This is a genomic window from Rhizobium sp. BT04 (assembly GCF_030053135.1).
Classification (GTDB): Bacteria; Pseudomonadota; Alphaproteobacteria; order Rhizobiales; family Rhizobiaceae; genus Rhizobium; species Rhizobium binxianense.
Window position 1 is genome coordinate 1,110,764 of record NZ_CP125652.1, and the last position, 14,796, is coordinate 1,125,559.

Sequence of the window (14,796 nt, forward strand, 5' to 3'; positions counted from 1 at the left end):
GCCGGATTTCTTATATCCTAAAAGACCGGGTGAAGACTTGACCATTTCCCATTCCTCCATCGTCGAGAAGGCAGCCGACGCGACAGCAAGAGCAACGCCGGTCTCGGTCGCCCGGCGCGTCCGCGGTCTCTCCGACAGGGCGATCGCCTGGCTGTTCATTGCGCCCGCCATCAGCCTGCTCTTGGCGATCAACATCTTTCCGCTGCTTTGGGCGGTCTATCTCTCCTTCACCAATTACCGCGCCAACCGGCCGAATGCGCCGGTCCAAGGTGTCGGCCTTGGAAATTACCAGCGCGTCCTCAACGATCCCGATATCTGGCAGGCGATGCAGACCACCGCGCATTTCGTTTTCTGGACGATCCTGCTGCAGACGGTAATCGGCTTCACGCTGGCTTATCTAATCGACCGCAAGTTTCGCGGCCATGCCTTCTGGACGACGATCATCCTGATCCCGATGATGCTGTCGCCTGCCGTCGTCGGCAATTTCTGGCGCTTCCTCTACGAACCGCAGATCGGCCTCTTCGCCTATGCCGTGTCGCTGGTCTCTGGCATTCCGACTTCCGATATCCAGATGCTCGGCAACGTCTCTCTGGCGCCCTGGGCAATCATCATCGTCGATACCTGGATGTGGACGCCCTATGTGATGTTGATCTGCCTCGCCGGCCTGCGCTCGATCCCCGACTATATCTACGAGGCCGCCGAGGTCGACCGCGCTTCGCCCTGGCGCCAGTTCTGGTCGATCACCGTGCCGATGGCCCTGCCCTTCATCATGCTCGCCGTACTTTTCCGCGGCATCGAGAATTTCAAGATGTTCGACATGGTGACGCTGCTCACCGGCGGCGGACCGGGCTCGGTCACCGAGGTCGCCTCGATCACGCTGAAACGCGCCGCCTTCGAAAGCTGGGCGACCGGCCGAGCCTCGGCCTTCGCCATCATCCTCTTCGTCGCGGTGTTCGGCCTCGCCAACATCTACGTCAAGGCACTGAACAAGGTGAAGCAACGATGAGCGCCGCCAACTCCGCCCATTCGGTCGTCGAACCGAGCCTCAACAGCAAGCGCATCGCCGGCACCATCGTCGTCCTCTACGCGCTGATCACCCTCATTCCGCTCGTCTGGATCTTCCTGACCAGCATCAAGTCGCCACCGGATTCGATCAGCTATCCACCCAAGATCGTCTTCACGCCGTCGCTCGAAGGCTACTGCAACCTGTTCACCACACGCACGCGGCAGACGCCTGATTATATCGCCTCGCTGCCGGCGCCGGTCGGCACCTGCGATGAGGTGACGCGCAAGCGCAATATGGTGATAGCAGGCCCGTCGAACTTCGTGCCGCGCTTCGTCAATTCGCTTGTCATCGCCTTCGGCTCCACCTTCCTCGCGGTCTTCCTCGGCACGCTCGCCGCCTATGGCTTTTCCCGCTTCAAGGTGCCGCTCGCCGACGACTTGCTGTTCTTCATCCTGTCGACGCGCATGATGCCGCCGATCGCCGTCGCCATCCCGATCTACCTGATGTATCGCGAGCTCGGCCTGTCGGACACGGCACTCGGCATGATCCTGCTCTACACCGCCGTCAACGTCTCGCTCGCCGTCTGGCTGCTCAAGGGCTTCATCGACGAAATCCCGCGCGAATACGAGGAAGCGGCGATGATCGACGGCTATACGAGGCTGCAGGCCTTCCGCAAGGTCGTGCTGCCGCAGGCAACGACCGGCATTGCCGCAACCGCGATCTTCTGCCTGATCTTCGCCTGGAACGAATATGCCTTCGCCGCCTTGCTGACCTCGGGCGAGGCCCAGACCGCGCCACCCTTCATCCCGACGATCATCGGCGAAGGCGGGCAGGACTGGCCGGCCGTTGCTGCCGGCACGACGATCTTCCTGATCCCGATCCTCGTCTTCACCATTCTCCTGCGCAAGCAGCTGCTGCGCGGCATTACCTTCGGAGCCGTCCGCAAATGAGCCATCTGATCGAGACACGCACCCGCACCCCTCCTCGCCCGAAGCGACCGTTCTTCCTGCGGCGTGGCCCGATGGAGGCCATCGTCACCATGCTGATCGGGCTCGGCTTCCTGATGCTGTTCCAGCCCTTCCTGCTGGTGCTCTACACCTATTCGCTGGTCACCCTGCTTGCAGGCACCGTCATGTTCATCATCGTTTCGAAATTCCCGGAGTGAGCCATGGCGGATATCCGGATTGAAAATCTCCGCAAGGAATTCGGCAGCTTCGTCGCCGTTCAGGATTCGAGCTTCACCGTCCGTGACGGCGAGTTCCTGGCGCTGCTCGGTCCATCGGGCTGCGGCAAGACGACGACACTGCGCATGATCGCCGGCCTCGAACTGCCGTCGAGCGGCAAAATCTATCTCGACGGCGAGGACGTCACCTTCAACCGCGCCAGCGCCCGCGACATCGCCTTCGTCTTCCAGCTCTTCGCGCTCTATCCGCATATGAATGTGCGCAAAAATATCGGCTTCCCGCTGCTGTCGCAGGGCATGCCCAGGGCCGAGATCCGTCAGCGCGTGGAAGAGACGGCCCGCCTGCTGCAGATCGATCATATTCTCGACCGCTCGGTTTCCGGCCTTGCCGGCGGCGACCGGCAGCGTGTGGCGCTCGGCCGCGCCATCGTCCGGCGCCCGAAATGCTTCCTGATGGACGAGCCGCTCGGCACGCTCGACGCCGAGTTCCGCGAGGTCATGGTCCACGAGCTGCGCGAACTGCACAACCGCATTCATGCCACCACCGTCTACGTCACCCATGACCAGCACGAGGCAATGGCGATGGCCGACAAGATCGCCGTGATGAACCATGGCGTCATCGAGCAGTTCGGCACGCCGCAGGAGATCTATGCCAAGCCGGCGACCATGTATGTCGCCGATTTCATCGGCTCGCCGCCGATGAACTTCATGCGCTTCACCTCCGGCCTGAAAAGCGGCGACCGTTCCATCCTGCTCGACGGCGTCGATGTCGCCGTCCCCGAAATCCATAAGGATATGGCCGAAGGCGAGCTGGCGCTCGGCGTGCGGCCGGAGCATATCCGCTTCAGCGACGCCTCGCGGCTGCGCGGCGCCGTCTACGGCAGCGAATATCTCGGCACCAACCAGGTCGTGGCTGTGGAAACCCCGGGCGGCCTGATCAAGGCCCGCGTTCCCGCCAATCGCAGCTTCCGGATCGGCGAGACCGTCGGCCTGGAATTCAACCCAGCGAAACTCGCGCTCTTCGACTGCACGTCGGGCCGTGCCGTACCGTCCTCGCTCTATCAGGAGACCCGGCATGGCTGATGTCGTTCTCAGGAACCTCGCCAAGCGCTTCGGCGACACCCAGGCTCTGGCCGATCTCGATCTGTCGATCCGCGACGGCGAGTTCGTCGTGCTGCTCGGTCCCACCGGCGCCGGCAAGACCACGACGCTGCGGTTGATCGCCGGCTTGGAAAAGCCCGATAGCGGCCGCATCGAGATTGGCGGCCGCAATGTCGCCGCCGAAGCCCCCGCCGAGCGCGACGTTGCCTTCGTCTTCCAGCAATATTCGCTTTATCCGCACATGACGGTTTACGAGAACCTCGCCTTTCCGCTGAAGGCGCCGGTCCGCAAGCTGAGCGCCGAGGAGATCGACCGTCGCGTGCGCGAGGTCGCGCGCATGGTTCGGATCGACCACAAGCTGGAGAACCGTTCGACCAGGCTTTCCGGCGGCGAGATGCAGCGTGTCGCGATCGGCCGGGCGCTGGTGCGCCGGCCGGCGATCTATCTGATGGACGAGCCGCTGTCCTCGCTCGACGCTAAACTTCGCGCCGAACTGCGCCTGGAGCTGAAGCGCATCCAGAAGGAACTGGGCTCGACGCTGCTCTATGTTACCCACGACCAGGTGGAAGCCATGACCATGGCCGACCGTATCGGCATCGTCGCCGAGGGCCGGCTGATGCAAGTGGGAACGCCGCGCGAGATCTACGGCAATCCCGCCAACCTGCATGTCGCCGCCCGCCTCGGCCAGCCGCACATCAACCTGTTGCCGGCAGATCTGCTTCCCGGCGGCCGGCCGCCGGCCGGTACGAAAACGGTCGGCGCCCGCACCGAACATCTCGATATCGTCGTCGGCCGGGATGCCAATGCCGAGATCGACTGGATCGAGCATCTCGGTGACCAGAACCATCTGCACATCAGGGCTGGCAATCACAAGCTCGTCACACTTGCAGATCCATATCTGGCGATCGCGCCGGGCGACCGGATCAGCCTGACGCTGCGCGATCCGCTTTACTTCGATGCGGCTGGACAGCGCCTGCCCTGACCGGCAAACAGACATGACGATGGCATGAAAAACAAACAGACGGGTCTCAATCGATGAAACACTTCTTCAACCGCAGGGAAAACATCGTCACCGAAGCTCTGGACGGTCTGCTTCTGACGAGCGGTGCCGGCCGACTTGCCCGCCTCGACAGCTATCCCGACATCAAGGTGATCCTGCGCGCGGACTGGGACAAGTCGAAAGTGGCGATCATCTCAGGCGGCGGCGCCGGTCATGAGCCCTCCCATGCCGGCTTCGTCGGTAAGGGCATGTTGACAGCCGCCGTATCCGGCGAAATCTTCGCCTCGCCGAGCGTCGATGCCGTGCTGACGGCGATCCGCGCCGTTGCGGGCCCGAAGGGCGCGCTGCTGATCGTCAAGAACTATACCGGCGACCGGTTGAATTTCGGCCTCGCCGCCGAAAAGGCGCGCGCCGAGGGCTTCGACGTCGAGATGGTCATCGTCGCCGACGACATCGCCATTCCCGGCATCAACCAGCCCCGCGGCGTCGCCGGCACGCTGTTCGTCCACAAGATCGCTGGCCATCACGCCGAAAAGGGCGAGGACCTGAAGACGGTCGCAGCCCATGCCGCGGCTGCAGCCGGCGACATCGTCTCGCTCGGCATGTCTCTCTCCACCTGCAGCGTGCCCGGCCAAGCCCATGAGGACCGTCTCGGCGAGAACGAAGGCGAACTCGGCCTCGGCATCCATGGCGAACCGGGCGTCGAACGTATCGCGCTGCAGCCGGTCGCCGATATCGTCGCCACCATGGTAGCGCGCCTGACCCCGGCCTTGCGCGAAGGAGCAAGCCACGCCCTCCTGATCAACAATCTCGGCGCCGTGCCGCCGCTCGAAATGACCGTGATCGCGAATGCCGTGCTGTCCTCGCCGCTTGGCCGCCGCGTCCGGCTAATCATCGGCCCGGCGCCGATGATGACCGCGCTCAACATGAACGGTTTCTCTTTGTCGCTGATCCGGCTGGACGCCGCGCGCGAGGCGGCGCTAACGGCAGCGGTCGAGCCGCACGCCTGGATGCCGGCCGTCGAACGCCACGAAATCCAGATCATCGCCGCACCGAGAACATCAGCCGCCTTGAACGGCGCCAATGGCACAGCCGGGGAAAATGAACGCAACCGGCGCCTGATTACGGCGCTCTGCGAGCATCTGATCTCGCAGGAAAGCGAACTCAACCGGCTGGACGGCCGCGTCGGCGACGGCGATACCGGTTCGACGGTGGCGACAGGCGCCCGCAGCGTGCTGGCCCGCCTCGATACCTTGCCGCTCGACCGGCCGGCGGCAACGCTTGCCTCACTCGGCGATATCCTCGGCACCAGCATGGGCGGATCGAGCGGCGTGCTGCTGTCGATCTTCTTCACCGCGGCGGCAAAGGCGATGGCCGACAAAGCCGATATATCGGCGGCCCTTCTTGCCGGGCTCGCCAGGATGACGTTCTATGGCGGAGCCGCAGTCGGCGACCGGACGATGGTCGATGCGCTCTCACCTGCCCTGCATGCGCTCGCATCCGGCGATGTCGCCGCCGCGGCAAGGGCAGCGGCAGCGGGTGCGGAGTCGACCAGGACGATGACGAAGGCGAGAGCCGGACGCGCCTCCTATGTCGGCGAAAGGGATCTGGCGGGTGTTGCCGATCCCGGTGCGGTCGCCGTTGCCGGCGCGTTCGGCGTGGTGGCAAGCTTCGCCTGACCGGCGTAAAGTTTGAGAGCCGCGCGGGAGACGCGGCGACAGGGAGGATGGCAGTGCAGGCGGAACCGGTGCTTGTGGCAGGATTGATCGAGGTGTGCCGCGCGACGATCGCGGCAAACAGCGATCATCTCTGCGCGCTCGATCGCGCCATCGGCGATGGCGATCACGGGACCAACATGCGGCGCGGCTGCGAGGCAGTGAGCGCCGAAGGCGAAAGCCTGTCCAGCCTGCCCTTTCCCGACGCCGTGGAAAAGATCGGCCTGACGCTGGTGATGAATGTCGGGGGGGCGGCCGGGCCGCTCTACGGCACGCTGCTGATGGAGATCGGCCGCGAGCTTCGCAAAAGTGAGGAAACGGCCGATTTTCCGCAGGTGCTGAAACAGGCGATCGACGCGGTGGCAAGACGCGGACGCGCCCATGCCGGCGACAAGACGCTGCTCGACGTGCTCTATCCCGTGCATGCGGCACTGGCGAAGAGGTCACCGCTCGGCGACATCGCCCGCAAGGCCGAGCGCTCCGCCGACAGGACCGCCGCGATGAAGGCGATGCGCGGGCGCGCGGCCTATCTCGGCGATCGTTCGATTGGCCATGTCGATCCCGGCGCGTCGAGCTGCGCACTGTTGACCACGGCGATCTGCCGCTATCTCGGGGAGCATCGCCCCCAATGAATGCAAGGACCGACATGACTGCAAAGACCGCAAACGTGGGCATCGTGATCGTCTCCCACTCGCCGCTGGTGGCACGGGGCATCGCCGACATGGTGCGGCAGATGGTCGGCGACTGCGTGCCGGTCGCCTGGTCGGGCGGTAACGTCCATGGCGAGCTCGGCACCGATGCCGGCGGCATCCTGCGGGCGATCGAGGCCGCTTGGTCCGATGCCGGCGTCGCTGTCTTCGTCGATCTCGGCGGCGCCGAAACCAACAGCGAGATGGCGATCGAAATGCTGGGCCTTCCACGCGCGGCCCTCGTCTCCATCTGCAACGCGCCTTTGGTCGAAGGCGCCGTCATCGCCGCTGCCGAGGCGTCGGGGGGCGCGTCGCTGGCCAAAGTCGTCGCCACAGCCGAGGAACTGTCCCCCTGATGACGAGCGGATTGCGTAGTGAAAGACAGGAGCCCGATCCATTGCACGTGAATTGCCAGACGGAGGTGGAAGTCAAGCACGGTGTCGGACTGCATGCCCGCCCCTCCGTCACCTTCACCCGGCTTGCCAAGTCCTTTCCCTGTTCGATCGAGATCGCTGTCAACGGCAGCGACGTCTGGCTGAACGGCAAGAGCATCATCAAGATCATGGGCGCGAGAATCCGCAAAGGGTCGATCCTCAGGATCCGCGCCGACGGCATTCTCGCCGAAGAGGCGATCCGCGCGCTGAAGGAACTCATCGAGCGCAACTTCGATGAGGAAAAGAAACATGGCCGAACCGCTTAGGCTGAAAGCAAAGAGCGCATCCCCCGGCGTCGCATCCGGCCCGGCCTTTCTGGCCGAGCGGCCAGGCGGCGCCCCTGAGCCTAGAACTGCCGGCGGATACGGCGCGCTGGAGACGGCGATCTATATCTCGATCGGCGAACTCGAGCGCCTTGCCGAGGGCGCCGATGCCGAAAGCCGCGATATCATCGATTTCCAGATCGAGGTGTTGCGCGATCCGACAATCGCGGAGGCGACCGGCGCACGCATGCTGGCCGATGAGAACGTCGTCTTCGCCTGGGTCGCCACCCTCGACGCCTATATCGGCGAACTCGAAGCGGCCGACGAGGAACAGATGCGGGCGCGCGCCGTCGATATTCTCGACATCAAGAACCGGGTGCTCGGCGCACTCGCCGGCACCCCGATCGCCGATTTCCCGCCCGGCTCGGTCTTCGTCGGCAAGGACATGGAACCGAGCCGTTTTCTCGCCCATGACTGGTCGAAAGGCGGCGGCATCGCGTTGTTTGCAGGCAGCACCGCCGGCCACGTCGCCCTGCTCGCCCGGGCGAAATCGGTACCGATGGTGGTCGGCACCGGCCGCTTTTCGGCAGCAGACGGAGATCCTGTCAGCGTGGATGGCGACGCCGGCGCGGTCATCCTGAAAGCCGGCGGCAAGCTGATCCCGCCGCTCGCACCCGCTCAAGCGCCTGCTAGTGACGCGCAAATTGTAAGCGGCGAGCTACGCACGGCGGACGGCGTGCCGATCCTCATCTCCATCAACATCAACGATCCCGCCGAGATCGATGCCCTCGATCCGGCAACGGCGGGCGTCGGCCTGATGCGCTCGGAATTCTCGGTCACCTCACTCGCCGATGCCGCCAATGAGGAGCGCCAGCTGGCGATCTATCGCCGCGTGCTGGAGCAGGCGGGCGACAAGCCGGTGATCATTAGAATGCTCGACATCGGCGGCGACAAGCCGCTTGCCGGCCTGGAAGACCTGCCGGCTCTCTCCAATTCGAGCCTGCGCGGCATCCGGCTACTGCTTGCCCGGCCGGAAATCGCCCGGGTGCAGGCGCGCGCCCTGCTGCGCGCCGCTGTCTTCGGCAAACTGTCGGTGATGCTGCCGATGGTGACCTTTCCCGACGAGATCGACAGGATGCGCGAGCTGTTCCGCGAAGAAGCCGAAAAGCTCGGCCGCCGCGCCCTGCTCCACCGGATGCCGCCGATCGGCATGATGGTGGAGGTGCCATCGGCCGCATTGATGCTCGACACGTTCGGGTCGGCGGCATTCTTCTCGTTCGGAACCAACGATCTGACCCAGTACCTCGCCGCATCCACCCGCGACGACCTCGACGCCGATGCCGGCAAGGCAGCGCCCGCCGTGCTCCGGCTGATTGCCCAGGCGGTGAAGCTTGCCGCCGGCAAGCCCACCAGCATCTGCGGCGACATGGCCGGCGATCCCCGCTATCTCTCGGGGTTGCTCGCCGCCGGCCTCCGGCATTTTTCCGTGGCGCCGGCCCGGCGTCCCGCGATAAGATCGGCGATCATCGGTCTCAATGCCGATGGCACAAAGGCAGCCGGAGAATAGAATGGCGCGCGAAGACACCGAAGACGCCATTATCGCCTACAAGTCCATTCTGGCGCAGATCATCGACAACAGGCCATCGGGCACGCGCCAGCGCCTGGCGACGGCGCTTGGCAAACATCGCAGCTTCGTCACCCAGATCACCAGCCCGACCTATGCGACACCGCTGCCGGCGCGCCATCTGGCCACCATCGTCGGCGTCTGCCATTTCAGCGCGGCCGAACAGGAGCGCTTTCTCGAAGCCTACCAGGCCGCCCATCCCGGCAAGCTGCCGGATCTCGGCCATTCCGAGAAATTGCGGCACCTGTCGCTGATGGTGCCCGACTTCGGCGACGACAGGAAAAACCGCCTGCTGGAAGAGGCGATTTCCGATCTGGTGCAGAAGATCGTCGCGATATCGGGTGCGGAATGACGAGTGAGTCGCTTAACGTAACGTAATGCTTTTGGCCTTGGGAGGGGCTTGATGAAGAAGTTCATGAACACTGCGGAAACCATGGTCGCCGAAAGCGTCGAAGGCTTCGTGCGCGCCCATGAGGCCTTCGTGGTGTTCGGGGCCGAGCGCAAATCCATCCGCCGCCGCCATCTCACCCCAGGCAAGGTGGCGCTCATCTCAGGCGGCGGCGCCGGCCACGAACCGATGCATATCGGCTTCGTCGGCCACGGCATGCTGGATGCCGCCTGTGTCGGCCATATCTTCACTTCGCCGACACCGAGTCAGATCATCGCCGCCATCGAGGAGGCCGATACCGGCGTCGGCTGCCTGCTCGTGGTCAAGAACTACGACGGCGACCTGATGAATTTCGAAATGGCGATCGAGATGGCCGGCAACCGCCACAGCCTCGACATGGTGGTCGTCAGCGACGATATCGAGACATCGAGAACAGGCGAAGGCCGCGGCCGGCGCGGCGTCGCCGGAACGCTGATCGTCGAAAAACTCCTGGGGGCAGCAGCCGAGCGCGGCATGTCGCTTGCCGAATTGAAGCAGCTTGGCGAGGGGTTGAACACACGCATCCGCTCGATGGGTGTGGCGCTCAACGGCGTGACGGTGCCGCAGACCGAGCGCACGACGTTTGCGCTCGGACCCGACGAAATGGAAATGGGCGTCGGCATCCATGGCGAGCCCGGCCATGCCAGGCAGCCCTTCGCCGCCGCCGACGCCATCATCGGACATCTCTGCGAAACCATCGCCGCTGACATCGCGGCAGCGCCGGGCATGCGAGCCTTGCTGTTCGTCAACGGCCTCGGCGGCACGCCACCGGCCGAACTCTACCTCGCCTATAACGGCGCCCGCCGTTTCATCGAGGAAAGAGGCATTCCGATCGAGCGCTCGCTGGTTGGAACCTACGTCACCTCGCTCGACATGCAGGGACTGTCCGTCACCCTTGCCTTGCTGACCGACGAGGAGATCGCGCTCTGGGACGCGCCGGTGGCGACGGCGGCACTGCGTTGGCCGTGACGGCATCCCAAGGGTGTCAGATGTAAAGCGCTGCCATCTTCCTCCAGGCGCCGGCGCGGTGGGCGCGTCCGTCCCAGACATGTAACTGATGGCCGACATTCTTCTCGCCCAGCAGCCGGCTGAGATAGCGGTTGTTGTCGAGGAAAGGGTCGGCATCACCGATGGTGAGAACGATATCGATCTCGCGCAGCCTGTCGAGCCGCCAGTCGGAGCCGAGGCCGGGCAGGAAATGCGTCGGCGTGTGGAAGTAGACGCTGTCGTCGTAATAGCCGTCGAATAAGTCGCCGAAGGATTCCACCTTCATCGTCAGGTCGTAGCGGCCGGAAAAGGCGACGAGCTTACGGAAGAGATGCGGGTGGCGGAAGACGAGGCTCGCGGCCTGGAAGGCGCCGAGGCTGCATCCATGCACGATGGTGCAGTCATGCGCATTCTTCGCCGCCATCAGCGGCAGCACCTCGTTGAGGATATAATCCTCCAGCGCCGCATGCCGGCGGATGCGCTCGGCTGGGTGGTGGTGGATGCCATAGAGGCTGTCGGCGGCCAGGCCCTCGATGCAATAGAGCTGGAGATGACCGGCCTGCAGCTTGTCGGCAAGGCTCGCGACCAGGCCGAGCTGTTCATATTCGAAAAAGCGCCCTTCCCGCGTCGGAAACACCAGCACCTTGGCGCCGGCATGTCCGAACACGAGCATCTCCATGTCTCGATGCAGCCGCTGACTGTACCAGCGCAGATATTCGCGGTTCATGGCACCCTGAAAAATTGTCCGATCTTGTTGCGGAGAACCGCCTCTTGGTCAGCACTTCCAGGGTAATCGAAATGCCCTGCATCCAGGATGAAGATTTCATTAAATTTCGGTATCGCATTGGCGACAGCGAACTGGCAGGGCGGCGCGACCGAAGGATCGAAAAGCGCAACGGCCGTCAGCATCGGCACCTTGATCCGGCGGGCAGCGGTCGCCGCATCATAAAGGCGCAGCGTCTCGAGCGCATTTCCATGCTCCGCCTGATATTGCTGCACCGATTGCGCGCTGCCGACGCTCGGCAGCTTGAGGCGCAGCGGCTGGTGGCCGAAGCTCGGCAGCGCGAGGTGCCCGCGGTCGATGCGCTCGTCATAGGCAATGGCCATTGCCCCGATGCCGCCGCCGAAGCTGATGCCGCTATAGCCGATATGCCCAGAAAGCCAGGGATAGAACGCGACGAGCGTCGAGACGGCCAGCCAGATATCTTCGACGCAGCCGCCAATGATATAGGCCTCCGGCTTATCGATATCGTGCAGCACATGCCAGGAGGGATTCTCGGAAATCGGCGGATGAGCGCTGCGCGACAGCCCGCGACAGCAGGGAAAAAGCACTGCTGTTTCCTTGACCGGCAAATCGAATTCAGGCCGATCGCGCCCGCCGTAACCATGCCCGACGACGAGACCGCGCCTCACCTCCTGCCCGCGCGGCAGAAGCAGCCAGCCGCCGATCCGGAACGCATCCGTGGAGAGATAGACGAGGTCGAGCACGTGCCAATCGGGATGGGTGAGTTCGCTGCGGGAAAGCACCGGCTGCGGATCAATCGTCAACGCCTTGCGATACCGCGCGCCCCAGAACGCGTCGAAACCGTCAGGCTCCTCCGGCGGCCCGATCGCCAGAAGCTCTTCGAGCCGCATGCCGTAGGTCGGATCGAAATCGAAGGGATGTGTCGTCGGAATGCTCATCCGGCTTTGTCCCGTGAAACGGTCGGTTGCGCAAGGCTCTGGCTGCACCACGGGCAAAAGCCGCCCGTCACGCGCCAAGACTCGACAGCGACTTGCGCGCCTGCCGGCGTCAACAATGCTCACGGGCGCCGGAAAGCGCCGACAGACCCCGCGGCCGCGTAGGCTGGCAAGGTTCATGTTCGGCCAACCGGCCCGTTGCCGAAACAAGCCGCCGATCGCTCAGTGCAACGGCTTCACCGCCCCGGCTCAGTCCGCGTTCTGCCCCGCCGCTTCGAGGATCAGCCGGGTGATCTCGTCGGGATGGGAAATCAGCGAGAGGTGGCTGGCCGTCAGCTCTATCGTCTTTGCGCCCATGCGCTTGGCCATGAAGCGTTCGAGATCGGGATCGATCGTCCGATCCTCCGTCGAGACGGCATACCAGCTCGGCTTCGAACGCCAGGCAGCCGCGGTGGTCTTGCCGGTCAGCAGCGGCTTCTGGAACGGTTGCTGCACGGCATAGAGCACTTTCGCCCTCGCCTCCGGCAGGTCGCCGGCGAAATCACGCAGGAAAGCCGCTTCGCTCAGACGCCCCTCGTCGCCATCGAAGACGATGCCGGCGGACGCAGGCGGCGTTGGGAAGGTCTTGGCAAGAGCGGTATAATCCTCACCCGCATCCGGTGCCCGCGCAGCGACATAGACGAGCGCCGAAACGTTTGGATGCACGCCGGCCTCCGTGACCATCATGCCGGAAAACGAATGCCCGACCAGAACCGTCGGGCCATCCTGCCGATCGAGCACCCGCTTTACCGAAGCGGCGGCCTCGGGCAATGTCGTCAGCGGGTTCTGCACCGCCGTGGCGTTCAGCCCGGCCGCCTGCAGGCGCGTGATCACCTCGGTCCAGCACGAACCGTCGGCAAACAGCCCATGCGCCAGCACGATATTGCGTGCTTTGACGGGAGCTGATGTCGCGGCGATGCCGCGGGTGGTTAGCAGAGAGGCGGCGGCGCCGGCAACGAGGGCGGCCGAGAAAGCGCGTCTGTTGATCATCATGATCTGGTTTCCTTCCGAATGGAGAGCATTGAAGGATCGAAAGCATGCTGGCTCGAGGCCGGAGATCCCGCGCAGCTGAAAATCGGTGGGTCTATGACGCTGTGTCGGGCGGCTCATCCCACCCGGCGTTACGCGAGCTCTCATGCGTATTTCAATTCGGCATTGAAGCGGCCTGCCAATGCGCAAGCCCGCCTGCTGAAGATATATCTATTCCCGATATCCAGAAAGTCACCTCGCTTAGCCGCTTCATCGAAGCCGGCAAGCTGGCGTGAGTTGCGGGCCAGATACCCGTCCCTGTTCCATTTATCGAACCAACCGGCTACGTATCCGACGAGAAATTGCCGCGAACCGCTGCAATCGGAATAAAGCAGGTCACCGCTGGAAAACCCGGCGGGAATCTTTGCTGAAACCGTTGCCAACAAAGTGGTGATAAGAATGCCCGACATCACACTTTCCAAGCGCTCGACGGAGCGGAGCTTTGATCGGGAAAGTGTCGGAAATTAGCTTCAACCTGTCATCTTTGCTGGCCGTCGATCGGCCGATCATTGCCGATCGAAACCGCACCGGAAGTTAAACTTTGGCAATCATCGCCATTGTCCGTTCCCCCACGGTTGCACATGCCGCCATCGTCGGTTACATCAAACCTCAATGGTCGGGTCACCCGGCCACGTAAGCGTTAACGTCACTCAACGCGTATGATCGAACGGCTTTGCGGCTTCGATCTGCGCGACTGTGTCCTGCGGATCGAGCTTTCAAGTTCCTGAGGATACATGGATAACAATCACTTCAAAGAACAGGTTTCACCTGCCCCCGCCATCGAACGGGTCCGCCACGACACCCGGCGGCGCACGCTCTCGGTCGAAAGCGTCGTCGATATCACCCCCGGCATGCGCCGTATCAGTTTGGCCGGCGACGATCTTGCCGATTTCACCAGCCTGGCGCCCGACGACCACATCAAGATCTTCATTCCCGGTGCCGATGGCGACGAAGAACGCCGTGACTACACCCCGCGCCGCTACGACAATGCCGAGCGGAGATTGACCATCGACTTCGCCTTGCACGAGGCAGGCCCGGTGACGCGATGGGCGATCGGCGCGCGCCTCGGCGACAGGCTCGATATCGGCGGCCCCAGAGGCTCCGCCGTCGTTTCGCCGACGGTCAAACGCTGGCTGCTGATCGGCGATGAAACGGCGCTGCCGGCGATCGGTCGGCGCATCGAAGAGAGCGGTGCCGGAACCGTCATCACCACCATCGCCGCCGTCGCCGGCCCGCAGGACGAGCAGAGTTTCGACACCCGTGCCGAACTTGATGTCCGCTGGGCACACCGACCTCTCTCGCAGGCAATCGATGCCGCAGCGCTGCTGAAGCTGTTGAGCACAGTCGATATCCAGCCGGAGACCTTCGTCTGGGTCGCGGCGGAGGCCTCAGTGACACGCGCTGTCCGCGCCCATCTGCTTGAACGAGGCTATCCCCTGAGCTGGATCAAGGCATCCGGCTACTGGGTATTCGGCAAGGCCGATACGACGGAAAAATTCGGCTGAGGGGTCAATCCACATTCGAGATTCCATTTGCCGACGAGAGATCTGACACTTCGTTCCGGATTTTTATGATCCGGAACGATCAGGCGGACATGAAGTGTATGAATTGAGCGAAGT

Annotated in this window: 17 protein-coding genes; 13 read left to right on the top strand and 4 right to left on the bottom strand. The window is 63.7% G+C overall.

The features are described 5' to 3' along the window. Positions 1-37: 37 nt before the first annotated feature. Genes QMO82_RS14020 through QMO82_RS14075 form a run of 12 tightly spaced genes read left to right on the top strand, consistent with a single transcriptional unit; the run spans position 38 to position 10,411 of the window. Positions 38-1,006, top strand: coding sequence for a carbohydrate ABC transporter permease (locus tag QMO82_RS14020; protein WP_183606969.1), 969 nt, complete (start codon positions 38-40; stop codon positions 1,004-1,006). Further along, a complete protein-coding gene (locus tag QMO82_RS14025) occupies positions 1,003-1,956 on the top strand; it encodes a carbohydrate ABC transporter permease (RefSeq protein ID WP_097619133.1) in 954 nt (317 codons plus the stop codon). Before QMO82_RS14020 ends, QMO82_RS14025 begins: the two co-directional genes overlap by 4 nt. Then, positions 1,953-2,171 (top strand): hypothetical protein, encoded by a 219-nt coding sequence (locus QMO82_RS14030; protein ID WP_183606968.1) that lies wholly within the window; start codon positions 1,953-1,955, stop codon positions 2,169-2,171. The genes QMO82_RS14025 and QMO82_RS14030 overlap by 4 nt, the downstream gene beginning before the upstream one ends. 3 nt (positions 2,172-2,174) lie before the next feature. After that, the gene (locus QMO82_RS14035; protein ID WP_183606967.1) at positions 2,175-3,272 is read left to right on the top strand and encodes an ABC transporter ATP-binding protein; all 1,098 of its coding nucleotides are present in this window, start codon (positions 2,175-2,177) and stop codon (positions 3,270-3,272) included. Then, entirely contained in the window at positions 3,265-4,272 is a 1,008-nt protein-coding gene (locus QMO82_RS14040) for an ABC transporter ATP-binding protein (protein WP_183606966.1), read from the top strand. Before QMO82_RS14035 ends, QMO82_RS14040 begins: the two co-directional genes overlap by 8 nt. 53 nt (positions 4,273-4,325) lie before the next feature. After that, positions 4,326-5,969, top strand: a complete 1,644-nt coding sequence (locus tag QMO82_RS14045; RefSeq protein ID WP_183606965.1) for a dihydroxyacetone kinase subunit DhaK — start codon at positions 4,326-4,328, stop codon at positions 5,967-5,969. 47 nt (positions 5,970-6,016) lie between these two features. Then, a complete protein-coding gene (gene dhaL / locus QMO82_RS14050; protein WP_183606964.1) occupies positions 6,017-6,637 on the top strand; it encodes a dihydroxyacetone kinase subunit DhaL in 621 nt (206 codons plus the stop codon). Between the two features lie 14 nt (positions 6,638-6,651). Next, positions 6,652-7,050: a dihydroxyacetone kinase phosphoryl donor subunit DhaM gene (gene dhaM / locus QMO82_RS14055; RefSeq protein WP_183607679.1), complete on the top strand. Its 399-nt coding sequence runs from the start codon at positions 6,652-6,654 to the stop codon at positions 7,048-7,050. Continuing rightward, positions 7,050-7,394, top strand: a complete 345-nt coding sequence (locus tag QMO82_RS14060; protein WP_183606963.1) for an HPr family phosphocarrier protein — start codon at positions 7,050-7,052, stop codon at positions 7,392-7,394. Before dhaM ends, QMO82_RS14060 begins: the two co-directional genes overlap by 1 nt. After that, on the top strand, positions 7,378-8,958 hold the full coding sequence (locus QMO82_RS14065) for a putative PEP-binding protein (RefSeq protein WP_183606962.1): 1,581 nt from the start codon (positions 7,378-7,380) through the stop codon (positions 8,956-8,958). The genes QMO82_RS14060 and QMO82_RS14065 overlap by 17 nt, the downstream gene beginning before the upstream one ends. A gap of 1 nt (position 8,959) precedes the next feature. Continuing rightward, positions 8,960-9,367, top strand: a complete 408-nt coding sequence (locus tag QMO82_RS14070) for a hypothetical protein (RefSeq protein WP_183606961.1) — start codon at positions 8,960-8,962, stop codon at positions 9,365-9,367. A 51-nt stretch (positions 9,368-9,418) separates the two neighbouring features. Continuing rightward, positions 9,419-10,411 (top strand): dihydroxyacetone kinase subunit DhaK, encoded by a 993-nt coding sequence (locus tag QMO82_RS14075; protein ID WP_183606960.1) that lies wholly within the window; start codon positions 9,419-9,421, stop codon positions 10,409-10,411. A 16-nt stretch (positions 10,412-10,427) separates the two neighbouring features. Here the strand turns inward: QMO82_RS14075 and QMO82_RS14080 are convergent, their stop codons facing one another. From QMO82_RS14080 to QMO82_RS14095, 4 genes are all read right to left on the bottom strand, one after another. Further along, positions 10,428-11,156, bottom strand: coding sequence for an esterase family protein (locus tag QMO82_RS14080; RefSeq protein ID WP_183606959.1), 729 nt, complete (start codon positions 11,154-11,156; stop codon positions 10,428-10,430). After that, positions 11,153-12,112, bottom strand: coding sequence for an acetylxylan esterase (locus tag QMO82_RS14085; RefSeq protein WP_183606958.1), 960 nt, complete (start codon positions 12,110-12,112; stop codon positions 11,153-11,155). The genes QMO82_RS14080 and QMO82_RS14085 overlap by 4 nt, the downstream gene beginning before the upstream one ends. Before the next feature lie 246 nt (positions 12,113-12,358). After that, positions 12,359-13,141 carry an alpha/beta fold hydrolase gene (locus QMO82_RS14090; protein ID WP_183606957.1) on the bottom strand — a complete coding sequence of 261 codons (783 nt, stop codon included), beginning with the start codon at positions 13,139-13,141 and terminating at the stop codon, positions 12,359-12,361. A gap of 140 nt (positions 13,142-13,281) precedes the next feature. Beyond that, positions 13,282-13,587 carry a hypothetical protein gene (locus QMO82_RS14095; protein WP_183607717.1) on the bottom strand — a complete coding sequence of 102 codons (306 nt, stop codon included), beginning with the start codon at positions 13,585-13,587 and terminating at the stop codon, positions 13,282-13,284. Positions 13,588-13,911: 324 nt separating this feature from the next. Here QMO82_RS14095 and QMO82_RS14100 point away from each other — a divergent pair, with 324 nt between their 5' ends. After that, a complete protein-coding gene (locus QMO82_RS14100) occupies positions 13,912-14,682 on the top strand; it encodes a siderophore-interacting protein (protein WP_183606956.1) in 771 nt (256 codons plus the stop codon). The last annotated feature ends 114 nt before the right edge of the window (positions 14,683-14,796 follow it).